The organism is Chryseobacterium sp. GW821-FHT04C04 (genome assembly GCF_059420365.1).
Genome location: NZ_JBWKTO010000002.1, coordinates 326,343 through 351,927, shown reverse-complemented (window position 1 = coordinate 351,927; position 25,585 = coordinate 326,343). Strand labels below are relative to the sequence as shown.

Here is a 25,585-nt window from a genome sequence, read left to right as displayed (position 1 = left end):
AGTTAATAATTTCTGTAGGCAGTTGCATTCGTGTGGCTGCCTTTTTTATGATCAAATTAAATAATAACTGGAAAAATGATTCTTCAAAAATGTTGATAAAATTATTATAAATTTGCACCGAAAACTATATTATTCATGAATAAACTTAAACTCCTTTTTTTAATACCATTATTTTATTCCGAATTTTCACACGCTCAGAGAATTGATAAAGAAATGATCAGTTTTCAGCTTTTAAAAGAACCTGTTTTTCTAACGGAACTTTCCAACAGAAATTACATGATTACCGTAAAATCTCCCTATAATATCACGAAGGAAGATGTTGTAAGATTGTCAAAAGAAGACTATCAAAGAAAGGTAGACAACTATCAGACGAACGTTGAAAATGCCAAATATGAACATCAGGAAAGATTAAAAGACTATGATGCTGAGGTAAAAAAACTTCAGGAAAAATATAAACTTGAATCTGCAGAATACAGCAAATTATCAGCAGTTGAAAAAATTGCTGCAACCAATGGAGCTCCTGCATTGAGGCTTCCTTCAAGACCAATTCTTAATATTCCGCCAACGCCGGTTTACCAGCAGCCTGATCTGAGAGATGCCTTAATTGTAGATAATAAAATCCTGGCCTCTCAAATAGATGTAACTGGTTTCTCAAAAGGAGGGAATTATCTTGATATCGTCATTGAAATGGAAAGAACCAACTTTCAGGACAACCAGGGGAAAACTTTCGCCAATCAGCCAACAAGAATTATAGCGAAACAAGGGGGAGCCGTAAAACTGGATAAAACCTATTTCTCAGATTTTGCTGAGATAGCAAGCGTTCCGACTAATGAAATCAATCTGAATGCCCAGGAGAAAAGATACCTGCAAAGAACGATCGACCGTACACGAAATATTATTAATGAAAACTTCGGATATCAGACCATCAATTCTACGGTGACCTTATCAACGGTAAAAAATAAGGGAGAGTATGACGATTTGGAAAAAGCATATATCTATGTGACGACCAATCTGAAAAAACTTCAGGCAAAAACGGATTACGCACCGAATAAAGTAGCCATGGAGAATATGCAGAAAGGAATTGATCTTTGGAAAAGTACTTTGACCAAAGTGAATTATAATGACAAGAAAGCCCTTTACAATCAGAAAATCGGGGAGTATCTGTATTTTAACCTGATCAGATTAAATATCGCTTTAGGAAACTATCAGGAAGCTGAGAAATATTTAAATGAGTTACAGGAGCATTTGGTAGATATTAAATTATCCTACGATGCTAATCTTGAACTGAAAAGATTAGAAGAAAAAATTTATAATAACTAAAGAAAACAATATGATTAAACAGATTATTGCTTCGGCATTAATTACGGCTTCGGTGTATTCTTATGCACAGACGAAGGTGACTGAAGGAACAAAATTCACGGTGGATGCCAATCTTGAAACCGATGACAAACTGGTATTGGCAGACGATTACAATTCTTATATGTTCAGCGCTATTAATATAGACGGGCTGATGAGAAATGTTTTCCCTCACAAGAAATTACTGATGAGAAAACTGGATCAGAACGGAAGTCTTGTAGACACTTATGTAAAAGATTACGCCAATAAAACAAACGGTGTACTTCACAATTATCTGGGATCTCAGCAGATAGATGATGATAAATTCATAGCATTTACAGAAGAGTATTTTGGAAAAGAAAACAGAAAAGAAGTTTTTCAACATGTTTTCAGCAGAAAGGAAGGAACTTTTACCACAAAGAGCATTGCAAAATACAGCATTGAATCTACTAATAGATCAGGAACAACGTATGTTCTTTTCTCGGAAAATGGGAAATATGCTGCGATCTTCAATGATAGATTTGCCAACAAAAAAACAGATAATGTAAATGATGTTCTGGTATTGGATCTGAGAACACTTACTCCGGTTTGGAATAAAGAAATTACATTGAGCAATGATTATGTTGAAAAGTCTTTAACATTAACGAACTCAGCAAAGATAGTTGTACTGCGTAAAGCTGCGGGATGGAAAGAATCTTACAAGCTGGAACTGGTTTCCAATACTGAAGATAAAGACCTGCCTTTCGATGACAAATATATTCCTGAAAAATTATATGCGTTCAGTAAAAATGACAATGATTATCTGGTAACTTTCGGTAGAAAGAATGCTGCAGTTACGATTGGAGCAAGTACCTTCGGGACAGTAATGTTCTACGATATGAAGTCTGGCAAAGCGGTGATCAGCAATACCAACTTAGCGGGAAGCAAAGACATGAATGATGTGAAGGTGATCAAAACAATTGTAAAAGGTGATGAGACTTTAATGGCTGTTCAGCAGGAAACAGTGACGAGACCAATGCCTACAACAATGAATCGTTTCCCTGATCCTGTTTATTCTCTGGATGCGGGAATGTTGATCAAATTTAACAAAGAAGGAGAAGTAAAGCAATTTGTGGCTGCCGGAACTTCTACAGGAAAAAGAATCAATATTGTTGAGGCTGGAGACAAGCTTTATATTTCTGCATTTTATCCTAAAGGAGCATTCGGGAATACAGGGTTTTCTATGAAAGTTTTTGATTTTGCGAACCTGAAGCCTCAGGAAGTAAGCCTTGATTATAAAGGAAGAAACTTCTTCCAGAACTACGGTTTTGCAGATGGAAATATGATACAGTACGTTCCGAATGTCAACAAAATGATGTTCCTTCAAAAGAGCAGCAAAGATGTTCAGATGTTCAATGTGTACAATTTTATAAAATAATTGTATTTTAGAAAAAAATAAAATATGCAGATTCAGTCAGTTTCCATAGAAGATTATCTCTCAAAGATTCCTGAGGAAAGACAGGAAGCTTTTAAAAAGCTCTTTGATACGGTGAATGACAATCTTCCGAAAGGTTTTGAAGAAGCTACCAATTATGGAATGATAGGCTGGGTGGTTCCTTTGGCAACCTTTCCTGCCGGATATCACTGTGCACCCGGAACGCCGCTGCCTTTCATCAACCTGGCTTCCCAAAAGAATTTTATAGCACTTTATCATATGGGGCTGTATTCCAGACCAGAGCTTCTCGATTGGTTCGTCGCAGAATATCCAAAACATTCTAAGAAGAAACTGGACATGGGGAAATCCTGTATCCGTTTCAAAAAAGTAGAAGATATTCCTTTTGAACTGATTGCTGAACTGAGCCGGAAAATGACTCCCCAGGACTGGATTGGAATTTATGAATCTCAGTATAAAAGATAAAAAAAAGCTCTGAAATCAAATAGATTTCAGAGCTTTTTTTATGGAGGAAGATGGAGGATTAAAGTTGGAAGTAATATTTGTGTTTTTAGAATTACTGATTGCCATTAGAAGGTTAATAAAATGGGCATATGTGTATTCATCGACTTCCAGAAGCTCCATCCCCCAGCTTTCCTCTTCCTTTCTAAAAATGAATATCCCAGATCCCTGTTTTACGTTCAAGATCGATCAAAGCAGCTGCATTATCTGCAAGGGCCTGATAATAATCTTTTCTTACATTGTTATAGGTTCTCTGAGCATTCAGAACTTCCAGGATAGAACTTTCTCCTCTTTTGTAGCTGTAAACAATACCTTCCAGTATACTTTTCGCTTCCGTAAGCATTCCATTATGGAATTGTCTGAGCTGTTTCTGAGTTGCGGAATACTGTTGATAAGCCTGCATCACTTCAGCCCTTATCCCTTGTTCAATTTGTTTATATTCAACTTCTGCCTGGGAATGCGCCATTTCTGCTATTTTTAATCCTGCATTTCTTCTATTGGAAAATTTAAGAGGAATACTAAGACCAATTTTTACTGCATTAACAGTAGGTGAAGGGGCAATCTCGTTGGTGGCTTCGGTATGATGTTCAGCTCCGGCACTGATGCCCAGGTCTATGACACGATTGGCTTTTTCCAGACTGATCTGGCTTTTGGTTACCTCTGTATTTTGTTTGGCTGCCAATACATCTGCTCTTTCATTCAATGCCTGAAGAATCAGATCATCAATGCTGAAATCTCTGTTGAAGGAATTGAAATCTCCGGCAACATCTCTGTCTGTTATTTTATTGTCCCCAAGAAATACTGACAGACCGGTGAGCGCTTGTTGTTCTGCACTTTCAGCCTGATATACTTCATTGAGCAGAGAGGAGGCTTCGAGCTTGGTCTGCTTTGAGGTTATCAATGATATTGTTCCTAAACGGTATCGGATACTGTCAGACTTTGCCAGCTGCTGCATATTTTTATAAGAATCCTGCTGTACTTCAAGCAAAGCTTTGGATTTTAAAGCTTCAATATATCCTAAACTGGCATCTGCACGGAGATTTCTGAAAAAATCCTGCAATTGTATTTTGCTCAGCTCGGATTGGTTTCTGGCCAGATTCACCCGGGCTTTTCTTTTACCACCAAGCTCAAGGGTCCAGCCGATAGATGTTCCGTAGACATAGCCCATATCTTTCTTCACTCCGTTATTGGTGGTCTCTATTTCCAATTGAGGGTCCGGGAACATGTTGGCGGTTTGGATTGCCGCTTCAGCCATACTTACATTGTATTTCTGGGAGGCGTAGCCGAGATTTTTAGTTCCAACAAGGCTCAGGTATTCTTCAAAATGTAGAAGCTCTTTTTCCTGTGCTTTTATACCTGTGATGCTAAGCAATACGACAGATAATATGATAACATGAACTCTAATTTTCATCTGATTCTAAATTTTGTTTTTCGTTGCGGCGTTCAGCCATAAAATAAATAGCCGGCAGAACAAATAGCGTTAAAATAGTAGAGAACATCAACCCGTAAACGATTACTGTTGCCAGTGGGCGCTGTACATCCGAACCGATTCCTGTAGCTAATGATGCCGGGAATAATCCGATTACGGCAACCGTTGCCGTCATCAGTACCGGTCTGAAACGATCCTTTGCCCCTTTGATGGCTGCCTGTTTCAGTTCATATCCTTTTTTACGGAGATCATTGATATGCGAAATCATGATGACTCCGTTCTGGATTGCAACCCCGAATAGTGCTATAAATCCTACAGCGGAAGAGACATTCAGAGACATTCCACGGATATTGAGTGCTAGCATTCCACCAAACAAAGCCAACGGAACAATAGACATCAGAACCAAAGCTTGCTTGAAATCCCCAAATGCACCATATAATAAGAGGAACATAATCGCTAATGCCAGCGGAACAATAAATGCCAATCTTGAGTAAGCTCTGTTTTGATTTTCAAACTGTCCGCCCCATTTGATCTGGTATTTTTCGTGGTCGTATTTTATATCCTTTTCAATTTTAGCCTGTGCTTCTTTCAGGAAAGAAGAAAGATCGGTACCTCTTAAATTCAGTTTTACCGTAAGATGGCGCTTGTTCATTTCGCGGGTAATGGTACTTTCACCCGTACTTAATTTTACTTCTGCTACCTGAGACAACGGAATTTTCGCTCCTGAAGCTGAGGTCAGCATCAGATTTCCGATTTTGTCCGGAGTGTCCCGGCTGTCTTCGGTATAACGGCAGGAAATATCATATACTTTATTGCCAATAAAGATCTGGGAAATTGCTTTTCCGCCCAATGCAACTTCAATCAGATCGGCTACATCAGCTACATTCAATCCATACTGAGCAATCTTATCTCTGTCGGCAATAATCTGAAGCTGGGGTAACGGTGGCTCCTGATCAATGGCGAGATCGGCAGACCCTGGGATTGTATTCAAAGTAGACAGTATGTTTTCAGCAATTCGTCTGGTTTCTTTGAAATCTTCCCCATATACCTTTACGACCAGTTCGCTGTGCGCTCCGGAGATTTTGTCCATTACCCCGTCAATCATAGGCTGTGAAAAACCTACGGTGAATCCCGGCATGTTTTTATAATCTGCGGCGAGCTCTTTGATGAGGTCTGCTTTTGTTTTCCCGGCAGGCCATTCGCTGTAAGGTTTTATTCCAATAGAGACTTCAAAGTGAGAAGCCGTCCAGGGATCAGTACCATCGTCATTACGTCCTGCCTGAATCATCATATAGGTAATTTCAGGGTGTTTCAGGGTACGGGCACGTAGCGTATCGCTCATCTCTTTTGATTTGGCTAAAGAAATTCCCGGAGGCAGCTGTACCTGCAGCCATATAGAACCTTCATCCAGTTCGGGAAGGAAGTCTTTTCCTACCGTATAAGACAAAATTCCGGAGGATACCAAAACGATAACGATAGGTATAATAACCCTCTTGGGAGCCTGCAGTATCTTTTCGATTTTTTTTCCGTAGGCTGCAGCTATTTTTTCCAGCCATTTATTGTGGTAGATCTTTTGGGGTTTACGATAGATTACATAAGCCAATCCGGGGATCAGCAATAATGCTACAGCGAGTGCACCCAGCAGTGCATATCCTACAGTGAAAGCCATTGGTGTGAATAATTTTTTCTCTACTCTTTCAAAAGCGAATAAAGGCAGATAGGCGGTAATAATGATAATCGTGGAAAAGAAAATAGGCTTGGCTACTTCAATCACTCTTTGGGTAATTGTTTTTTCTTCCAGTGTTTCTTCAGAATTTTCTTCTCTTTTCTTCAGAATAGTTTCCAGCATGACGATGGCTCCATCTACAATAATTCCAAAATCAATCGCTCCTAGTGAAAGAAGGTTCGCTGGGATGTTGGTAAAATGCATTAATATAAAAGCAAATAACAAAGAGAGCGGAATCGTAATAGCTACTAATAATGCTCCGCGCCAGCTTCCAAGAAATATAATCAGAACAATAATAACTAATACAATGCCTTCGGTAAGGGTGTGGGAAACTGTGGTAAGCGTTGTTTTTACAAGATCTGTTCTGTCGAGGAAAGGATGAATTTTTACACCGGGAGGAAGCGTCTCATTATTCAGCTGTTCAATAGCTTCATGTACTCCGTCCAGCACTTGTGAAGGATTTTGACCTCTTAATAAAAGTACAATTCCTTCTACACTTTCAGAATAATTACGTTTTCTGTCGGTATAGCCAAGAACTCCTTTTCTTTCCAGATTCCCGTATTTCAATGTTCCTACATCATTTAAAAAAACAGGAACTCCATTTTGGGTTTTCACCACAATCTTTCCAAGGTCATTTAGATCTTTTACCAGACCAATTCCACGGATTACATAGGCGAGGTTTCCCCTGGGAAGCATACTTCCTCCGGCACTCACATTGTTTTTGGAAATGGTCTCAGTAATTTCAGATAAGGAAAGCGCATATTGTTCAAGCTTATGCGGATCCAGTTCGACCTGGAACTGAGTGGTAATCCCTCCAAAATTCGTAACATCAGCAATTCCTGAAATTTGTTTGATACGTGGAATAATCACAAATTTTTGTAAGTCGGTAAGCTCCCGCAGGCTGTGGTTGTTGCTTTCGATGATATAACGATACACTTCGCCAATAGGAGAGGTAAGGGGGTCCAGTCCTGGCTGCGCACCATAAGGAAGGTCTACATCAATCAATCTTTCCTGAATACGCTGCCGGGCCCAGTAATCGTCTATACCATCATCGAAAACCATGGTGATAATGGAAAGCCCGAAGGTACTTTTGCTTCGCATCACATGCATTCCCGGAAGTCCGTTCAGAGATCTTTCCAAAGGGATTGTGATTTGCTGTTCTACTTCTTCAGCGGCCAGCCCCGGAACCTGTGTGACAACCTGTGAGGTGACATCGGCAATATCAGGATAGGCTTCTATGGATAATCTGGTCCAGGAATAATACCCGAAGAACCCCAATAAAAGGAAGAGGGCAAGCATCAGCCATCTTTTCTGTATAGAGATTGTAAGTAATTTCTTCATAGTTTTTGATTTCTCATCATTATACATTATTTCGCATCCAGCATATAAATTCCCCCTTCAGTCATGATGGTTTCTCCGGGTTGTAAGCCTGATGTAATTCTTACGGTTTTCTGATCGGTTTCTCCAGTTATCACCGGACGTTTGATGAATTGATTCTTACCAGCTTTTATCCACACATATTGGGAGCTGTCCTGCTGCATAAGAGCGGTAACGGGAATCATCACTGCCTTTTCAGAAGCTGTTGAGAAGTTAACTGTAGCGTACATGCCCGGTTTTAGTTTTCTGTCCGGATTATCACATTCAATAAGGACTTTAATACTTCGGGTATCTTCGTCTACAATTTCATTGATATGATAGACTTTCCCTGTAATATTTTTGTCAGGATAGGCACCTATCTTTACAGAAACCTGATCTCCGGTATTGACAAAGCGGATGTCTTTTTCTTTTACATCACCGGAAATCCAGACTTTGGATAATTCTGCGATGATCATTATCGGGTCAGCATCTCCTTTCAGATATTGACCATTTACAATTTTGTTGGAAATAATTTCTCCGTTAATGGGGGCTCTTACAACAAGAGGACTTCCTATACCTCCTCCTTTGCTGTTGTATACTTTCAAAGCAGAAGAGGCATTGGAAAGGGATGTTTTTTTATTTTTAAAATCTGTTTCCGCTTCATCCAGTTCTTTCTGAATACCTACCCCATGTTTTACAAGATCCTGCTGGCGTCTGTAATTTTTCTCGGCAAGCTGTACATCATTCAGAGCATCCGTATAATCCTTTTGAACCGAAAAATAATCTGAAGAAAGGATCTCAAAGAGAGGACTTCCGGCCGATATGTTTTGGCCAAGCTGAATAAATGATTTTGTTATCCTTCCCGAAAAAGGACTGGCAATTTCTGCATAATGATTAGGAATTGCCTGAATTGTTCCTGCTGAGACGACCCCATCACTGTGTTCTTGTTCGGTAACAACCTGTGTTTTAATTTTTTTGAAAACGGGATTGTTTTCCGGAACAGTGACCTGATCGCCTTTTATCTGGAGATCCTGATCCTGCGGGGTTTCACTTTTGGAATTTTTACAAGAGGTAACAAATGTCAAAAGTACCATTGTTAAGACTGTTTTTCTCATATAAGTTATTTATAACCATTATTTTAATTTCTCTTTGTTGATCTTTCGGGGCTGATTTTTTGCCTTACAGCCACTGTCCGAATTTTTTGATAAACCATTGTTTGACGAACTGGGTTAGGATACAATACCCTGTAAGAATTCCTATTAAATAAGGGAAGTAGCTCAGAGGCAGAGGCTGCATTTTCAGATATATGGCCATGGGTGTGAAAGGAATCAGAATTCCAATCAGCATGATCAAACTTGTCAAAGCGACTACGGGTGTGGCTGCCCAGCTTTGTATAAAGGGTATTTTTTTCGTTCTGATAATATGAACAATCAAGGTTTGGGATAATAAACCTTCCACAAACCAGCCTGTCTGAAATAAACCTTGCTGTTCCGGAGTATTGGCTTTAAAAATGAAGAACATCACGACAAAAGTCACGTAATCAAAAATGGAACTCAAAGGACCTATATACAACATGAACTTTTTAATACTTCCGGCTTCCCATTTTTTGGGTTTTTCAAGAAAATCTTTATCCATGGTATCCCATGGAATGGAAGATTGTGATACGTCATACAGTAAATTCTGGGTTAAAATCTGCAGCGGAAGCATGGGCAGAAACGGAAGCAATGCACTGGCTCCGATCATACTGAACATATTTCCAAAATTGCTGCTGGCCGTCATCTTTATATATTTGACAATGTTCCCGAAAGTTCTTCTTCCATAGATCACTCCGCTTCGCAGTACCATCAGATCTTTTTCCAGCAGAATGATATCGGCACTTTCTTTAGCAATATCTGCTCCCGTATCGACAGAAATTCCGACATCAGCTTCCTTAATGGCTGCAGCATCATTGATTCCGTCACCCATAAATCCTACGGTATGGCCTTTTGATCTTAATATTTTTACAATACGCTGTTTCTGTAAAGGGCTTACTTTAGCAAAAACAGAATAGAGATCCATATCTTTACGAAGTTCATCATCGCTCATATTCTCCAATTCATCACCCAGCATAATGGTATTGATGGGAATTCCTACATCATGGCATATTTTTTTAGCCACAATATCATTGTCTCCGGTGACTACTTTTACGTCTACACCCAATTTGTGTAAAGCTTTGATACTGGGTTCTGCAGAGGGTTTTGCCGGATCAAGAAATCCCATGAATCCTGTAAGGGTAAGATGGTCTTCATCAGCAACAGAATAATTTAACGGATGGTCACCATCAAATTCCCGGATGGCAATTAATAGTACCCGTTGTCCTTCAGCATTGAGCTTTTCGGACATTCTGATAATTCGTTGTTTCATGAAGTCGTCCAGTGGAACAATATTATCATTCTCAATATGCAGACTATGGTCTTCTCCGGGATCTAAAGCATACTTACATAAGGAAAGCATTTCCTCTACTGCGCCCTTGCAAATCATCAGGTGCTTACCTGTGGAAGTATTCAGGATCACAGACATTCTTCTTCTTTCAAAATCGAAAGGAATTTCGTCTACTTTCTGATAAAGTTCATCAGCTCTCATCAGGTTATGAACTTCGGCATGATCCAAAACCGCTTGATCCAGAAGGTTTTTGAGTCCGGTTTGGTGAAAACTGTTGAGGTAACCCCATTTCAATACTTCATCATCTTCGATACCCCGAACGTTGAGGTGAGTTTCCAATACAATTTTATCGAGAGTAAGAGTTCCCGTTTTATCGGTACAAAGAATATCCATAGCTCCGATATTCTGGATGGCATTCAACCTTTTAACAATCACTTTCTTTTTGCTCATATTGACGGCTCCTTTTGCCAGATTGGCAGTAACAATCATGGGCAGCATTTCAGGGGTAAGCCCTACCGCTACGGCAATGGCAAACAATAAAGCCTGCATCCAGTCTCCTTTTACGAATCCATTGATAAGAAAAATAACAGGGGTCATGATCAGCATAAACCGGATCAACAGATAGCTCACTTTATTGACTCCGATATCAAAAGCTGTTTCTGGTCTTTTACTGGCCAGACTTCTGCTGATGCTCCCAAAATAGGTGAAAATACCCGTATTTGCTACGACTACTGCCGCTGATCCGCTTACCACATTGGTTCCCATAAAGCATATGTTTTGAAGACTAAGAGGATTCCGATCTTTAGCATCTTTGATGGGAAGAGCATTTTTTTCTACAGGCAGAGCTTCTCCGGTCAGGATGGACTCACTGATGAAAAGGTCTTTGCTTTTAAGGATTCTGCAGTCGGCAGGAACCATATCACCGGCAGACAGAATAATGATGTCTCCGGGAACAATTTCTGTAATTTCTATTTCTTTACTTTCATTAAATTTTCTTTTGGTGAGACAGCTTGTTTTTACCATTTTCTTTAATGCTTCTGCTGCTTTATTGCTCCGGAATTCCTGAATAAATCTTAAAACCGTACTGAACAAAAGCATTACAGAAATAATAATTGTGGTACTAAAATCCTTTTCACCAGCGGGCACAAGAATACCATCAATGAATAATGAGATTAATGCAATACAGGCCAGGATATAATTAAATGGATTAAAAAATGAGTGGGCAAACTGTTTCAGCCATGAAGGTGCTTTTTGAGTGGCAATTTCATTCTTGCCATAAATTTTCAGACGATCTTTTACGGTGTTTTCGCTGAGTCCTTCTTCTGAAGTTTCCAGCATGGCGTAAATCATTTTTTCGTTCTCTGCCGCGGCTTCTTTTAATTTTACAAGAGCTGCTGAATTGAGATTTTTGTTGGAAGATTTTTTTAACATTGTTTCCATGTTTTTTAATGTTATAAATCGTTTTCAGTACCTATAATTTCCCAGCTTACCTTGATGACTTTATCTTCAATGGTCAATCTGCTGGCTGTTTTTTCCATGAAACTGTCCTGTGGAGTGGAAGCATGAACTTCCGCTGTAATGATGGCATTTTCAGGCACACCATTGTCATCGCTGGTAAGAGATTTCAGCAATACTTTGTCGTTTCCGCTTAAAGACTGCATGAGCTGTACACGGACATGATTCTCTACTTCACTTTTACACTTGATGCTGAGAAGGTATTCGGTATAATGGTTTCTGTTGTTGATGGTATTGCCTAGTTTTACGCCTAAAGGCCGAAGGATAATATGAGTGAGGATAATAAAACCGCTTGTAATGGCTGCTTCAAAAGGCAATCCCAGAGCACTGAGAGCTCCTACAGATGCTGAACACCAAATGGTAGCTGCCGTATTGAGCCCTCTTACAGTTAGCCCGTCTTTCATAATAACTCCTCCTCCTAAAAAGCCAATGCCACTTACGATATATGAGGCTATTCTCCCTGTAGCATCCCCACCAATGCGGATGGATAGAAGTACAAATGCTGCAGAGCCAAGACAAACCAGGGTATTGGTACGCAGACCTGCACTTTTCTGGCGCCATTGTCTTTCAAAACCAATGCTGGCACCCAGGGTAAATGCGATAAGAAGACGGAAAGTAAATTCTAATGTGTTCATAACTTTTCTGTTTTTAGCATACAGCCGATATACAGAAAGTGATATGACTGAATGCTTAGTTGATGTAATGTGACGGATCGGTATCCATAGGGGTTTTTATTTGCTGCAAAGGTATTCCTCCTTATAGAAAGAGGCTGTTAGAGAAGCTTTAGAATATTATTAGAAAATGATTAGAGAAAATTCCATTAAAACTTTTCATCAATCTAGGGGGGGGATCGTACGATTAAATGGAATGATACCAATATATAATGAATAAGGTTTTAATATGAATTGGTTTTCATTTATGAAGCTTCAGGAATAAGTTAAAGCTGTATCCATATTGAAAGATAAAATTTCAATACATTTGAAGGCTGGCTATTTTACATGTTAAATTTCACAATTTATCATATAAAATAAGAGTGTGTTTAATCCCGGAAACTTCTTTCCAAGATCTTTTGAACTATATATTTTAGAAATGAAAAAATCAAATCTGGCGATACCTGCCACGCTTTTAGCGATCATCTGTGTACAGGGCGGAGCATCTATTGCAAAACAGCTTTTCCCTGCCATTGGCGCCATTGGTACGGTAAGCTTAAGAATTGTACTTTCGGCTGTTCTGCTTACTTTGATTAATCGCCCGAAATTTTTGTCATTTAACCGACAAAAATGGAAATACTGTGCGATCTATGGTATTGGTCTGGCAGCCATGAATCTTATTTTTTATATGGCTATTCAAAGGATTCCCCTAGGATTGGCGGTTACTGTAGAATTTGCAGGACCTTTATTTCTTGCATTAGCTTTGTCCCGAAAATTATTGGATGTTATCTGGGCATTGCTGGCGTGTGTAGGAATTTTGCTTATTGTTCCGTGGCAGAATGATCATGTAGACTTGATAGGACTTGGGCTTGCGTTTCTAGCCGGGATGTTCTGGGCTGTTTATATTGTGATGGGAGGTAAGGTTTCGAAAATAATGGATGGAAAAGATGCGGTGACTACCGGGATGATCTTCGCGAGTCTTGTGATTATTCCTTTTACATTGTGGGATGGGGCTGTTTTTAACATCACCCCAGGTATTTTTGTAAAAGGTCTTGGAGTAGCTATCCTTTCAAGTGCCTTACCATTTTCATTAGAAATTATGGCTCTGAAAAGACTTCCTGCAAAAACATTCAGTATTCTGATGAGTCTGGAACCCGCATTTGCTGCTCTTTCGGGGTTATTATTCCTGGCGGAAGAATTGTCTTTTTTACAGTGGATTTCTATTGCGTGTGTGATTGGTGCGAGTATAGGAACTACAGTTTTCAATAAAAAATCTCTTTCCCATGAGTAAAGGTGTGAAATTTTAAACCATTAAGTTAATTAAGATTTTAAGGAAAGTTAAGTTTTAAATCAATTTGAATGAGGTGGTTGCTCCTAAGCTAAATTATATCAAATATCACTGTAAAAATAGTCTCATTATGAACTGATACAACGGTAATCTTTGCATTGTGGAGCAGAATGATTTTTTCGGTAAGGAAAAGTCCTATTCCATGTCCTTTTTCTTGTCTGGATGTTTCGCTTCTGTAAAAAGGTTCGAAAATATGGTGTACATCTTCCTGAGGAATATTATTTCCCGTATTGGTAAAACTGATCCTAAGGATTTTGGAATTGGTTCTGACATCTATCAAGCATGTGTGTTCCGGTGAATATTTACAGGCGTTATCAATAAGATTATTAAAAGCAACCTGCAAAAGGTATTCATTTCCCTGGATGATAAGCTGATGCTCTTCCACTGTGTCTTCAATATTCAGTGAAACTTTATATTCCGAATTTTCCTTGATTATTTTGGTGTAAGATTCCAGGAGAATTTCATCAAGACGGACTTCAGAAAAACTGATCTCATTGGGATCATAGCTTGCTTTGGCGAGGTCCATTAAACTATTGGAGAGCTTCACCATATTTCGGGCGTCTTCCAATGCATATTGGATGGTTTCCTGATATTCTTGTTGGGTTTTATCCTTTTCAGAAGCCAGCTCCAGTTCGGTAATAATAGCCGCCAGGGGAGTTCTCAGCTCATGTGAAATATTAGATACAAAATGCTTCTGAGAATCAAAAGAGCTCTCAAGACGTTCCAGCATTCCGTTGAAGTTTTGAGCCAGTTCATTAAGCTCGTCTTTTTCTTTTGTCGTTTTTAAGCGCAACTGTAGCTTTCCGGCGGTAATATTTTTAATCTGACTCACCATTTCACTGAGCGGGCTCAGCGCTTTTTTGGAAAGAAATATTCCGGCCAGATAAATAAGGATTAGAATACTAAAGAATGAGATAATGCTGATGGTGAGAAGATGGGTAAGATAGTCATATCCGTATTTGTCATAAGATGCAGCGGTTACCGCATACGTTTTTCCTTCATAATGATACACCATTCCGATCACCTGCAAATCGTTTAAAAAGAAATTAATCCTCTTTTTCTGGAATATCTGCGAAAGCATTTCCGGGGTTTCTTTTACATAATCTACTTTGGCATCATCATGATAAATTAGCTGCTTATCAGCACTATAAATGGCTACCTGAACTTCATTCAGAGTTCTGGTATTGTTTTTATAAAGTTTGTGCATTTCCTGCTCAGGCAGTGAACTCCGGAAAAATAAGTCAGCCTTGGCAATGGCTTCGTTCTGAAGTTCGCTGTAAAAAGATTTCTCTCTGGCTTCTTTTGATGAATAATAAATCGAAAAGCTGTAAACACCTAAAAGCATAGCGGTGATTAAGGTAAAAAGCAGGGTAAGTCTGGTTCTTATTTTCATCCGGATATTTTTAGTAGATCTTCATGATTATACAATGCCTGATTCGTAATCTTTTTTGAGAATAAATCCCATACCGGCTTTAGTGTGGATAAGTTTGGTTTCAAAATCTTTATCAATTTTCTTTCGGAGATAATTGATATATACATCGATAAAATTGGTTCCGGTATCAAAGTGGGTTTCCCATACTTTCTCCGCAATTTCACTTCTGGAAAGAACCCTTTCCGAATTTTCCAGCATGAATTTTAAGAGATTAAATTCTTTAGGGGTTAATTTGATCGGGCTATGATCCCTGCTTACCGTTTTCTGCTCCAGATTCATTTCAATCCCTTCATATTTGAGGACGAAAACCTTTTGCTGCCGCTGTTGTGAAAAACGTTTCAGAAGAACTCTGATTCTTGCTACCAGTTCCCGCATTTCAAAAGGCTTGGTCAGATAATCATCAGCTCCGGCATCAAATCCTTCCAGTTTATCATCCGTGGTTCCGAGTGCTGTAAGCATAATCACCGGAAGATTGGGTTTTAATGCTTTAATTTCATTGCAAAACTCAAGACCGTTTTTTTTAGGAAGGACAATATCTGTCACCACCAGATCAAAATTCGTCTGTAAAGCCAGTTTCAAACCCGTGGTTCCATCATAAGCCACAGTGACCTCAAATTCAGCTTCCTGAAATCCTTTTGCAATCAATTTTGAAAGTCTGTCGTCGTCTTCAACTAATAAAATATGTGGCATAAGAATCTTGAAAATGTTTGGGTTGGTATGAAGAATAGATCAATATTCTCACAAATGTAATGAATTCTATTTTGTAATTTTGGTCCTGAAAGTATAATCAGATGCCGGAATAAAAAATGGTTTTTAACAGAAAAATTAAAGAAATTATTGTTGCAGGGGTTTTGTCCTGTTTATTATTACTATTGACTCAGTGTAATCGTAATTCTCCCGGAAAAGAGCAGCTCAAAAATGGAGATTTGCTTTTTGTAACGGCAAAAGAATCGGGGCTTTCCGGTGCGATCAATAATGTTACTCAAAAACAAAAGACAGCTTCATTCGATCATATAGGAATTCTGGAAAAAGAGGGTAACAGGATGTTTGTGCTGCATGCAGCTCCTAAAGGCGGTTCGCAGAAACAGGGTTTAAAAGATTTTATCAAAGATCAGAAAGAAGACGGGCAGGAGGTGATCGTTTATCGTTTGAAGGAACAATACCAGAAAACAATTCCTGAAGCTATTAAAAAAGCAAATTCTATGGTGGGGAAACCTTATAATTTCAATTATATTCTGGATGAAAATTCTTTTTACTGTTCAGATTTTGTGGAAAGAGCATTTCGGGAAGAACATATTTTCAAATTGGAGCCGATGACATTTATAGATCCCAAAACAGGAAAAACAAATGCATTCTGGGAAGAATTTTATACTAAGAAAAATCTGAAAATACCTGAAGGAGAGCTGGGTTGCAACCCTAATGGACTTGCAGGTTCAGACAAGCTGGAAAGAATAGAAAAACTTTAAAATAGGAGAGAAGCTGATGAAGCTTCTTTTTTTTATGTTAAATTTTAAAAAATATTAGTCTACTAATTTGGTGGACTAATATTTTTTTATATTTTTGTCACAGATTTACATGCAGAGAGCAATATGATCAGATAATGTTTAACCCAAAAATGTTTAGCGATGATTACACCTAATCCTGGCCTGCAGGTTTTACAAAACAAAATAAACCTGCCTAAAAAAGAATTGTTATTAGAAATAGAGTTGAATGGCAAAATGAAATTTGAACATTTGATGAATACCATCTATAACCAATTGGGCATCTGCCATAGAGTGTTATCAGCAAACATAGAGTATATGAACGGATATAGTTTTGGTTCAGTACAATTATATATTAATGTCAATTCAGAAGATTTCCATCAGCTTGAAATCTATCTGAATAAAAATAAACTTATCAATACGACGGTAGAATATACCTGCAGAACCTATTTTTAAGTGAGATTCATATAGTTTTAATTACTCAAAGTGTCTGGTTCTTTTACCAGGCACTTTTTATTTTATACTATAAGCAAATTAAAAAGTCCGATCATGAATAGGTACAGAATTGAGGCTGCCTCAAGAGTTGCATTCTGAGCGAAATGCAATGTAGTGAAGAATCTTGTATATTGGGTTGTCAATAAGATTCTTCCTTCGTCAGAATGACAAAAGCCAAATTCTTTGAATTTATGAAGGAGTGGTCAGATAAAGGAGTATTTACAAAAAAAAGCGTTCAGAGTACTCTGAACGCTTCTATATTAAATAAATTTAAATTCTTTCAATATCAGCACCAATGGCTTTCAATCTTCCATCAATATTTTCATATCCTCTGTCGATTTGTTCGATATTGTGAATAATAGATTTTCCTTCTGCAGAAAGTGCAGCAATAAGAAGTGCATTTCCTGCTCTGATATCAGGGGAAACCATGGTGGTTCCTCTTAACGGAGCTTCCTGATTCAATCCGATTACCGTAGCTCTGTGTGGATCACACAAAATAATCTGAGCTCCCATATCAATCAATTTATCAACAAAGAATAATCTGGATTCAAACATTTTCTGATGTACCAGAATACTTCCTTTTGCCTGAGTTGCTACCACTAAAATAATAGATAATAGATCCGGCGTAAATCCAGGCCAAGGCGCATCCGAAATCGTAAGGATAGAACCGTCAATAAATTTCTGAATTTTATAATGTTCCTGAGCAGGGATGTAGATGTCATCACCACTTTGCTCAAGCTCGATTCCTAATTTTCTGAATGTATTCGGAATTACTCCAAGCTGGTTCCAATTTACATTTTTGATGGTAATTTCAGATTTTGTCATGGCTGCAAGACCAATCCAAGACCCGATTTCTACCATATCCGGAAGCATTGTGTGCTCAGTCCCTCTAAGGTGTTCAACACCTTCAATCGTAACAAGGTTAGATCCGATTCCTGAGATATTAGCCCCCATTCTGTTCAGCATTTTACATAATTGCTGAAGATATGGCTCACATGCAGCGTTGTAGATTCTTGTTTTTCCTTTTGCCAAAGCAGCTGCCATTACAATATTGGCAGTTCCTGTTACGGAAGCTTCTTCCAAAAGAATGAATTTTCCTTTTAATTCTTTAGCCTTTAAAGAATAAAAATATTCCTCTTCATCATATTTGAATTCAGCACCTAATTCAACAAGTCCCTGAAAGTGAGTGTCCAATCTTCTTCTTCCGATTTTATCACCTCCCGGAGTAGGCATATACGCCTCTCCATAACGAGCCAGCATGGGACCCATCAGCATAATAGATCCACGTAATTTTGCTCCATCCTTTTTGAATTCGTTGGATTTTACGTAATCGAAATTAACCTGATCAGCTTTGAAAGTATAATCTCCCTGTCCGTTTTTAGTAATTTTTACTCCAAAATCTCCAAGAATTTCAATCAGTCTGTTGACGTCATGAATATCAGGGATATTTTTGATTCTTACTTCTTCGTCCGTAAGGAGAACCGCACATAAAATTTGTAGAGCCTCATTCTTGGCTCCTTGTGGAGTTATTTCGCCCTGCAATCTTTTTCCTCCTCTTATCTGAAATGTTCCACTCATTACTTTCTGTTTTTATGATTGTTATTATGCCTTCTTTTATTAGGCTGGTTGCTGTTATTATTGTTTTTATTATTGCTGTTGTTGCTGTTCCTGTTGTTGTTATTGTTATTATTTCGGTTGTTGTTATTGCTGGTGTAATAGATTTTACTTTTTTCAAGAGATTCTATTCCCGTCAGATCCAACCTGTTTTCAGACAGTTCTTTCAAGTGGCGGAAAATAACATCGTCCGTCACATGTTCTTTATTATAGACATTATAAGATTTCTTCATATTGTTGGCAATCACTTCGATAAGGGCTTCTTTTTCGTCACCCGCTTCCAGTTCGATTGCTTTTTCTATCAATTGAAGAATACTTTTTCCGTAAAACTTAAAGTCACCTTGAAGTTTTGGATATTCCATTCTTTTTGGTTTTTCTGCCAATTGTTCCATTGTAGGGAACGGATAAGGAGAATCTACATCCAGATCATGATTAGCAAGAATAAAAAGATGGTCCCAAAGTTTATGTTTATAATTTTCCTCGTCGCGAAGTTGTGGGTTTCTCTGACCCATAAAATCGATGATTGCCATAGCCATTTCGTTCCTTTCCTCTTTGGTAGGAAGTTCTTTGCAGCGCTCAACCAACTGTTGTATTATTCTGCCATATTCCGGCATATTAAGCTGAGTTTTTTGGGTATTGTATTCCATAGTATGCAAATATATGGATTAAAAGAAAAATTGTTTAGAGAATCTGAAAAATTTATGATTTATTATTAAAAATTTCAAATGACTTTATTCTTGATTTATTATTAAAAATTAAAATATATCCCATTCATTTGAATTTTTTTTCAATAAAATTGTATCTTGTTTAATAGATTGATAATTAATTGTTACGATGAAAAAAGCACATTTTTTCCTTTCCCTACTGGCTTTAGCATTGGCTAACTCATGCCAGAGCAATGATGAATTCACTACTGAACCTTCCAGGCAGGAAGAGGTTCATAACAAAACGGTAAATGTAACCCACCATGACGGACGGCCTTTCAGTACAGGAGCCAGTTCAGCATCTGCACAGAGTAAATTCGTAGCCGGTGCCGGTGGCGGAGTGATGATGCAGGGCTTTTATTGGGATGTTCCTGAAGGAGGTAACTGGTGGAATACCGTTAAAGATAAATTAACAGCCTGGTCCAATGCAGGAGTGGGTGCTGTATGGCTTCCTCCAGCCTCAAAAGCACAAAACGGAGCTTACTCAATGGGATATGATCCTACAGATTATTATGATTTCGGAAATTTTAATCAGAATGGAAGTACTGAAACCCGTTTTGGATCAAGAACCGAACTGGAAGCATTGATTACCAAGGCGCACTCAGAAAATATGCAGGTGTACGCAGATATTGTGATCAATCACAACAGCGGTGGTCAATCGGAAGCCAATCCTTTTACAGGAACCAATACATGGACTGATTTTTCAGGGGTTGCTTCCGGGAAATTCCAGAGAAACTACAATGATTTTTATAAAAATGCCTACGGAAACAATGATGAAGGAGCTTTTGGAGGCTTTCCGGATCTGTGCCACACCAATCCACATGTTCAGGACTGGCTTTGGGGAAGAGATGATTCTGTCGCCAAATATTATAAAAATGTGATGAAATTTGATGGATGGAGGTTCGACTATGTTAAAGGTTTTGGCCCTTGGGTTGTCAATACCTGGAATTCAAAAGTAGGCGGGTTTTCTGTGGGAGAATTATGGGATTCCAATGTGAATACGCTGGAGTGGTGGGCAAATAATGCCAACAGTTCCGTTTTTGATTTTGCAGCCTACTATAAAATGGATGAAGCTTTTGATAACGGAAACTTAAATGTTTTGAATGATGACATGATGTGGAAAAGAAACCCATACAAAGCAGTTACTTTTGTAGCCAATCACGACACGGATATCATTAACAATAAAATGCCGGCCTATGCCTATATCTTAACGCATGAGGGATATCCTACCATTTTTTACAGAGATTACGAAGAATGGCTGAATAAAGAAAGATTGAACAATCTGATCTGGATTCATAATAATAAAGCCACCGGAACCACTTCTATTTTATATACCGATAACGACGAATATATTGCAAGACGTAACGGATACAACGGCAATCCCGGGCTAGTTGTTTATATTAATACTTCATCAAGCTGGCAGGAAAGATGGGTAGAAACCAACTGGAGCAGCCAGCAGATCAAAGACTTTACAGGAAGTTCAGGCTGGTATCCGACAACACAAGGAGATAAATGGGTGAAAATCCAATGTCCTCCGAATTCTTATTCTGTTTGGTCGTTGAATTTATAAGCATTGGGTGATAATTGATTAAGCTGGTAAGAGACTATTATTCAGTTTTATTTCTATTAAACATTAAACTAGAACAACTATACGTCTTATTTATCTTTCCGTAGGAATCTATACCATCCATAATTTCTAATGCTGATTGTTAGAAATTCTTACGGAATGATATTTTTATAAGTTAAATAAAACGGTGTAAGATAAATTACACCTGGATAAATTTTTTCTTCTGATGCTGATCCGGTAAATAGCATTTCTGATTAGCCAGTTTCATTCTGTTTCTGGAAACAACATCATACACTTTATCACTAAGAAATCGGGGGATAATTTTTCCAATAAAGGAAAGTGTATACACTCCTCCCAACAAGTTAGCGATTTCCAGTATAGCCCTTGATTTGATCTGATAATACCTGCCAGGTTTCCATAGATACATGGTATTGAAGACATTTTTTTCCAATCCTCTTTCAGATAAAAACTGCTGCCCGAAGTCAGATTGAAGGGATGCAAACATGAATTTGTCTTTCTTATCTCTCTCCAAAATCCATTGCACCCAGAAATTACAGACTCCGCAATCTCCGTCAAAAAATACAATATGTTTATTTTCCCAGTTTTCCACGACTTTATTTATTAAACATGATTCCTCTTTCAGTATCTTCTTTTACCTTTTTGAAATATTGAATAAGAGTTGTACGCTGTTCATCCGATAACTTGGCGTTCTGGTGTCCCAGATAATAGGACTCAAGCGGCATTTCTTTCTTTTCAACCATTTCTATACATTCTTCCAGTTTATGAAGCTGTCTTTGAGGTTCATATACTGCAAAGGTAGAAAAATTAAGATGTTTCCTTCCTTCATTGATGTGATTTTTTACCCACCATGAAGCTGGGGAAATATTGGCATACCATGGATATGTTGTTTCATTGGAATGACAGTCGTAGCATGAAGTCCTTATGGTACGGGCAATTTTGTCCGGAGTATTTTTGATTTTCAGAAAATCCATACCGGGCGTAGGAGGTGGATTCGTCTTATCGATGGGGAAAAACTGAATAAGGATAAAGGCAACGAGAATGATAACGATTATTTTTTTCATAGCAGATGTTCATGTTGGTCATGATAAAGGTAGCTAAATTATTTTTTAATGCACATTGATTTGAAGAGGATGAGTTCTACAGAAGGAAGATCCAGAAATTATATTCTTTTACTAATTTGTATACAAATTACTAAGCTATTTTTTCGGCTATCAATAAACTTTTATTTTCCAGTTTTGGTCTTCCCTTTTTCATTAATCCTTACGTTGAGTAATTCTAAATTGGGCTGTATACTGCTGTTTTTATTTAAGTTAATCTAAAAATTTACTAATTTAATACCACAATTATGTCTTAGTTTTCAAGAGGTAGGAAATATTTATTTATAGTTTTTAACTATCATTGAAATAAAAATTAATAGATTGTATTTATCGGTCAAACATTGTAGGTTTGTCATGTTCTTACAATAAAGAATTTAAACTGTATTAATCAATATAAAATAAACGACAATGGAAAAAGATTTGAATGACATCAGTAAATGCCCGTTTCACAACGGAACAATGAAGAAGAATGTAGCAGGGGGAGGTACCCAGAATTCTGACTGGTGGCCTGATCAGCTTAGAGTAGATCTTCTGCGCCAGCATTCTTCCCTTTCTGATCCTATGGACAAGGATTTTGACTATGCGAAAGCATTTGAAAGCCTGGATCTGGAAGCGGTGAAACAAGACCTTCATGCATTGATGACAGATTCACAGGATTGGTGGCCGGCAGATTTTGGCCACTATGGACCTCTTTTTATTCGTATGGCCTGGCACAGTGCAGGAACTTATCGTGTAGGAGACGGTAGAGGAGGAGCAGGAGCTGGGCAGCAGCGTTTTGCGCCTTTAAACAGCTGGCCGGATAACGTAAGCCTTGATAAAGCAAGAAGGTTATTATGGCCAATCAAGCAAAAATATGGTAAAAATATTTCCTGGGCAGACCTTTTGATCCTTACCGGAAACATTGCTTTAGAATCGATGGGCTTTAAAACATTTGGATTTGCGGGAGGCCGTGCAGATGTTTGGGAACCGGATTCCGATATATATTGGGGATCAGAAAAAACATGGCTGGGAGGTGATATTCGTTATGCTCATGGTTCAGAAGGAGTAGTTGAAGGACATTCAGCTGTTCTCCCTACAGACGATAATGCAGACGGAGATATTCATTCAAGAAATCTTGAAAATCCATTGGCCGCTGTACAGATGGGACTTATTTATGTAAATCCTGAAGGCCCGGACGGAAATCCTGATCCGATTGCAGCCGCTAAAGATATCCGTGATACTTTCGGCCGTATGGCAATGAATGATGAAGAAACTGTAGCTTTGATCGCCGGAGGACATACTTTTGGTAAGACTCACGGGGCTGGTCCTGCAGATCATGTAGGTAAAGAACCTGAAGGAGCAGGAATTGAGCAACAAGGGCTTGGATGGGCAAGTACGTATAAATCAGGAAGTGGAAGAGATGCTATTTCCAGTGGTCTGGAAGTGACATGGACAGAAACTCCAACTCAATGGAGCAATTATTTCTTTAAAAACCTTTTTGAAAATGAGTGGGAACTGACAAAAAGCCCTGCCGGCGCTCACCAATGGGTAGCAAAGGATGGAGCAGATATCATTCCTGATGCATTTGATTCTTCTAAAAAGCATAAACCAACAATGCTTACAACAGACCTTTCATTGAGATTGGATCCTGTTTACGAAAAAATATCAAGACACTTTTACGAAAATCCTGATGCGTTTGCGGATGCTTTTGCAAGAGCATGGTTTAAATTAACGCACAGAGATATGGGACCACGTGCCCGTTACTTAGGACCAGATGTACCACAGGAAGAACTGATCTGGCAGGATCCTATTCCAGAAGTAAACCACGAACTGGTTGACGAAAATGATGTGGAAGCATTGAAATCAAAAGTTTTAAATTCAGGATTGAGTAATTCTGAACTTATATCTACAGCATGGGCTTCTGCTTCTACTTTTAGAGGAAGTGATAAGCGTGGTGGTGCCAATGGAGCCAGAATCAGATTGGAACCTCAAAGAAATTGGGAAGTGAATAACCCTGCACAACTGAATAAAGTATTAAGTGTATTGGAAGGAATCCAAAAAGAATTCAACGATTCTCAGAGTGGAGGTAAGAAAATATCATTGGCAGACTTAATTGTTTTGGCGGGTAATGCGGCTGTAGAAGTGGCGGCAAGAAATGCGGGTCAGGAGGTAAAAGTTCCTTTTGCATCAGGAAGAATGGATGCTTCTCAGGAACAAACCGATGTAGAGTCTATGGGATATCTTGAACCGGCAGCTGATGGATTCCGTAATTATCTGAAAAGAAAATATACAGTATCTACAGAATCTTTATTGATTGATAAAGCACAGTTATTAACGCTTACTTCTCCCGAGCTTAGTGTATTAATAGGAGGAATGCGTGCTTTGGATACGAACTTTGATGGTTCTAAACATGGGGTATTCACCAGCCGTCCGGGAGCTCTTACCAACGACTTCTTTGTCAATCTTCTAGATATGGGAATCCAATGGAAGGCCATGTCAGACGATAAAGAATTATATATGGGAAGCGACCGCTCAACAGGTCAGCCAAAATGGACAGCAACCCGTGCTGATCTTGTTTTCGGATCCAATTCTGAATTGAGAGCGATTGCAGAAGTATACGGAAGTGCCGATGCACAAGGGAAATTTGTGAAAGACTTTGTAGCGGCGTGGACGAAGGTGATGAATCTGGATAGGTTTGATTTGGTTTAATATTTTATTTATATAGAAAACAGGCTGTCTTGGAAAAGACAGCCTGTTTATTTTTGGTAGAAAGTATTTCAATTGATTGGTAAAATATTACTCTGTATGTTATGATTAAAAGGTATAGAAGTAAAAAGTTACAACCTTGATGATTTGAGGTTGTTTTAGAATATTTCTAATTAATAGATTACACATAAAAAACCACCGCAATTGCGGTGGTTAATTGTTTATTTTACTTTACTTTACTTTACTTAGTAAGAATAAACATCTTATCATTGAGTATTTAGCTCTGTCTCTTATAACTTTATTTTATTTATTTGTAACTTTTATAAAAGAACTTCGGAGTTAAATGAAGCATTTCAAATAAATAATGATATAATCTTCTTAAACCTTAGACATTTTATACATCCTTGCTTTGATGTAATTAATGGCCAGTACATTGTTGAAGTTAGAATGATAAGATAAATATAATTCAGTTATATTTTAACAATTTTAAATTATACATATAATGGCTTATTCTAAAGGAGAATCAAATAAAAGATTCTTCATAACTCCAATTGTAAGCATAATTAAAAAGAAGAGTAAAAAATAAGAGAACAAATTTACCAATCGTTTTCTAGTATTATGTTTTTCTAACGTATTAGTATTGTAGCTATTAATAAAATTCTTTAATCCTGAAATAAATATAACAATAATTGATGTAAATACAATATAGAGAATAATAGATTGCTTCAGTTTAAAAAAGAATAAGATTAATAAAATATCTACTAATGCAATAATCC

General features: G+C 38.1%; 19 protein-coding genes. 8 read left to right on the top strand and 11 right to left on the bottom strand.

The window, feature by feature from the left end; all coding sequences use genetic code 11:
- The first annotated feature begins 135 nt into the window (after window positions 1–135).
- The 3 genes from AC07UM_RS07745 to AC07UM_RS07735 are packed head-to-tail and all read left to right on the top strand — an operon-like array spanning window position 136 to window position 3,232.
- Window positions 136–1,320, top strand: coding sequence for a hypothetical protein (locus tag AC07UM_RS07745; RefSeq protein ID WP_494681945.1), 1,185 nt, complete (start codon window positions 136–138; stop codon window positions 1,318–1,320).
- A 10-nt stretch (window positions 1,321–1,330) separates the two neighbouring features.
- On the top strand, window positions 1,331–2,752 hold the full coding sequence (locus AC07UM_RS07740; RefSeq protein WP_236853163.1) for a hypothetical protein: 1,422 nt from the start codon (window positions 1,331–1,333) through the stop codon (window positions 2,750–2,752).
- A gap of 24 nt (window positions 2,753–2,776) precedes the next feature.
- The gene (locus AC07UM_RS07735) at window positions 2,777–3,232 is read left to right on the top strand and encodes a DUF1801 domain-containing protein (protein WP_494681944.1); all 456 of its coding nucleotides are present in this window, start codon (window positions 2,777–2,779) and stop codon (window positions 3,230–3,232) included.
- A gap of 181 nt (window positions 3,233–3,413) precedes the next feature.
- Here the strand turns inward: AC07UM_RS07735 and AC07UM_RS07730 are convergent, their stop codons facing one another.
- The 5 genes from AC07UM_RS07730 to AC07UM_RS07710 form a co-directional block, all read right to left on the bottom strand.
- Window positions 3,414–4,679, bottom strand: coding sequence for a TolC family protein (locus AC07UM_RS07730; protein ID WP_494681943.1), 1,266 nt, complete (start codon window positions 4,677–4,679; stop codon window positions 3,414–3,416).
- Entirely contained in the window at window positions 4,669–7,764 is a 3,096-nt protein-coding gene (locus AC07UM_RS07725; RefSeq protein WP_494681942.1) for an efflux RND transporter permease subunit, read from the bottom strand. Before AC07UM_RS07725 ends, AC07UM_RS07730 begins: the two co-directional genes overlap by 11 nt.
- A gap of 26 nt (window positions 7,765–7,790) precedes the next feature.
- Complete coding sequence (locus AC07UM_RS07720) at window positions 7,791–8,894, bottom strand: efflux RND transporter periplasmic adaptor subunit (RefSeq protein WP_494681941.1); 1,104 nt, start codon at window positions 8,892–8,894, stop codon at window positions 7,791–7,793.
- A gap of 64 nt (window positions 8,895–8,958) precedes the next feature.
- The gene (mgtA, locus tag AC07UM_RS07715) at window positions 8,959–11,640 is read right to left on the bottom strand and encodes a magnesium-translocating P-type ATPase (protein WP_494681940.1); all 2,682 of its coding nucleotides are present in this window, start codon (window positions 11,638–11,640) and stop codon (window positions 8,959–8,961) included.
- Window positions 11,641–11,651: 11 nt separating this feature from the next.
- Window positions 11,652–12,350, bottom strand: a complete 699-nt coding sequence (locus tag AC07UM_RS07710; RefSeq protein ID WP_103233709.1) for an MgtC/SapB family protein — start codon at window positions 12,348–12,350, stop codon at window positions 11,652–11,654.
- A gap of 454 nt (window positions 12,351–12,804) precedes the next feature.
- Here AC07UM_RS07710 and AC07UM_RS07705 point away from each other — a divergent pair, with 454 nt between their 5' ends.
- Entirely contained in the window at window positions 12,805–13,656 is an 852-nt protein-coding gene (locus AC07UM_RS07705) for an EamA family transporter (RefSeq protein WP_494681939.1), read from the top strand.
- A gap of 88 nt (window positions 13,657–13,744) precedes the next feature.
- Here the strand turns inward: AC07UM_RS07705 and AC07UM_RS07700 are convergent, their stop codons facing one another.
- A complete protein-coding gene (locus AC07UM_RS07700; protein ID WP_494681938.1) occupies window positions 13,745–15,106 on the bottom strand; it encodes an ATP-binding protein in 1,362 nt (453 codons plus the stop codon).
- A 27-nt stretch (window positions 15,107–15,133) separates the two neighbouring features.
- A complete protein-coding gene (locus tag AC07UM_RS07695; RefSeq protein ID WP_109738375.1) occupies window positions 15,134–15,835 on the bottom strand; it encodes a response regulator transcription factor in 702 nt (233 codons plus the stop codon).
- A 116-nt stretch (window positions 15,836–15,951) separates the two neighbouring features.
- Here AC07UM_RS07695 and AC07UM_RS07690 point away from each other — a divergent pair, with 116 nt between their 5' ends.
- On the top strand, window positions 15,952–16,611 hold the full coding sequence (locus tag AC07UM_RS07690; protein WP_494681937.1) for a YiiX/YebB-like N1pC/P60 family cysteine hydrolase: 660 nt from the start codon (window positions 15,952–15,954) through the stop codon (window positions 16,609–16,611).
- 159 nt (window positions 16,612–16,770) lie between these two features.
- Entirely contained in the window at window positions 16,771–17,082 is a 312-nt protein-coding gene (locus AC07UM_RS07685) for an NIL domain-containing protein (RefSeq protein WP_124534642.1), read from the top strand.
- A gap of 309 nt (window positions 17,083–17,391) precedes the next feature.
- Here AC07UM_RS07685 and murA read toward each other — a convergent pair whose 3' ends face one another.
- Both murA and AC07UM_RS07675 read right to left on the bottom strand, forming a co-directional pair.
- Window positions 17,392–18,699 carry a UDP-N-acetylglucosamine 1-carboxyvinyltransferase gene (gene murA / locus AC07UM_RS07680; protein WP_494681936.1) on the bottom strand — a complete coding sequence of 436 codons (1,308 nt, stop codon included), beginning with the start codon at window positions 18,697–18,699 and terminating at the stop codon, window positions 17,392–17,394.
- Window positions 18,699–19,382, bottom strand: coding sequence for a DUF4290 domain-containing protein (locus AC07UM_RS07675; RefSeq protein ID WP_103233704.1), 684 nt, complete (start codon window positions 19,380–19,382; stop codon window positions 18,699–18,701). The genes murA and AC07UM_RS07675 overlap by 1 nt, the downstream gene beginning before the upstream one ends.
- A gap of 187 nt (window positions 19,383–19,569) precedes the next feature.
- On the opposite strand from AC07UM_RS07675, the gene AC07UM_RS07670 reads away from it, so the two are divergent.
- Window positions 19,570–21,009 (top strand): alpha-amylase, encoded by a 1,440-nt coding sequence (locus AC07UM_RS07670; protein ID WP_494681935.1) that lies wholly within the window; start codon window positions 19,570–19,572, stop codon window positions 21,007–21,009.
- Between the two features lie 196 nt (window positions 21,010–21,205).
- Here the strand turns inward: AC07UM_RS07670 and AC07UM_RS07665 are convergent, their stop codons facing one another.
- Window positions 21,206–21,616, bottom strand: a complete 411-nt coding sequence (locus tag AC07UM_RS07665; RefSeq protein ID WP_494681934.1) for a thiol-disulfide oxidoreductase DCC family protein — start codon at window positions 21,614–21,616, stop codon at window positions 21,206–21,208.
- A 4-nt stretch (window positions 21,617–21,620) separates the two neighbouring features.
- Window positions 21,621–22,088, bottom strand: coding sequence for a heme-binding domain-containing protein (locus tag AC07UM_RS07660; protein ID WP_494681933.1), 468 nt, complete (start codon window positions 22,086–22,088; stop codon window positions 21,621–21,623).
- Window positions 22,089–22,532: 444 nt separating this feature from the next.
- On the opposite strand from AC07UM_RS07660, the gene katG reads away from it, so the two are divergent.
- The gene (katG, locus tag AC07UM_RS07655) at window positions 22,533–24,812 is read left to right on the top strand and encodes a catalase/peroxidase HPI (protein ID WP_494681932.1); all 2,280 of its coding nucleotides are present in this window, start codon (window positions 22,533–22,535) and stop codon (window positions 24,810–24,812) included.
- Window positions 24,813–25,585: the final 773 nt, after the last annotated feature.

What these genes read in the sequence shown, in the direction of transcription:
- AC07UM_RS07745 (WP_494681945.1), top strand. Translation starts at nt 136, where the DNA reads ATGAATAAACTTAAACTCCTTTTTTTAATACCATTATTTTATTCCGAA.
- AC07UM_RS07700 (WP_494681938.1), bottom strand. Translation starts at nt 15,106, where the DNA reads ATGAAAATAAGAACCAGACTTACCCTGCTTTTTACCTTAATCACCGCT.
- AC07UM_RS07730 (WP_494681943.1), bottom strand. Translation starts at nt 4,679, where the DNA reads ATGAAAATTAGAGTTCATGTTATCATATTATCTGTCGTATTGCTTAGC.
- AC07UM_RS07695 (WP_109738375.1), bottom strand. Translation starts at nt 15,835, where the DNA reads ATGCCACATATTTTATTAGTTGAAGACGACGACAGACTTTCAAAATTG.
- AC07UM_RS07675 (WP_103233704.1), bottom strand. Translation starts at nt 19,382, where the DNA reads ATGGAATACAATACCCAAAAAACTCAGCTTAATATGCCGGAATATGGC.
- mgtA (WP_494681940.1), bottom strand. Translation starts at nt 11,640, where the DNA reads ATGGAAACAATGTTAAAAAAATCTTCCAACAAAAATCTCAATTCAGCA.
- AC07UM_RS07710 (WP_103233709.1), bottom strand. Translation starts at nt 12,350, where the DNA reads ATGAACACATTAGAATTTACTTTCCGTCTTCTTATCGCATTTACCCTG.
- AC07UM_RS07740 (WP_236853163.1), top strand. Translation starts at nt 1,331, where the DNA reads ATGATTAAACAGATTATTGCTTCGGCATTAATTACGGCTTCGGTGTAT.
- AC07UM_RS07670 (WP_494681935.1), top strand. Translation starts at nt 19,570, where the DNA reads ATGAAAAAAGCACATTTTTTCCTTTCCCTACTGGCTTTAGCATTGGCT.
- AC07UM_RS07660 (WP_494681933.1), bottom strand. Translation starts at nt 22,088, where the DNA reads ATGAAAAAAATAATCGTTATCATTCTCGTTGCCTTTATCCTTATTCAG.
- AC07UM_RS07690 (WP_494681937.1), top strand. Translation starts at nt 15,952, where the DNA reads ATGGTTTTTAACAGAAAAATTAAAGAAATTATTGTTGCAGGGGTTTTG.
- AC07UM_RS07705 (WP_494681939.1), top strand. Translation starts at nt 12,805, where the DNA reads ATGAAAAAATCAAATCTGGCGATACCTGCCACGCTTTTAGCGATCATC.
- AC07UM_RS07725 (WP_494681942.1), bottom strand. Translation starts at nt 7,764, where the DNA reads ATGAAGAAATTACTTACAATCTCTATACAGAAAAGATGGCTGATGCTT.
- AC07UM_RS07685 (WP_124534642.1), top strand. Translation starts at nt 16,771, where the DNA reads ATGATTACACCTAATCCTGGCCTGCAGGTTTTACAAAACAAAATAAAC.
- katG (WP_494681932.1), top strand. Translation starts at nt 22,533, where the DNA reads ATGGAAAAAGATTTGAATGACATCAGTAAATGCCCGTTTCACAACGGA.
- murA (WP_494681936.1), bottom strand. Translation starts at nt 18,699, where the DNA reads ATGAGTGGAACATTTCAGATAAGAGGAGGAAAAAGATTGCAGGGCGAA.
- AC07UM_RS07735 (WP_494681944.1), top strand. Translation starts at nt 2,777, where the DNA reads ATGCAGATTCAGTCAGTTTCCATAGAAGATTATCTCTCAAAGATTCCT.
- AC07UM_RS07720 (WP_494681941.1), bottom strand. Translation starts at nt 8,894, where the DNA reads ATGAGAAAAACAGTCTTAACAATGGTACTTTTGACATTTGTTACCTCT.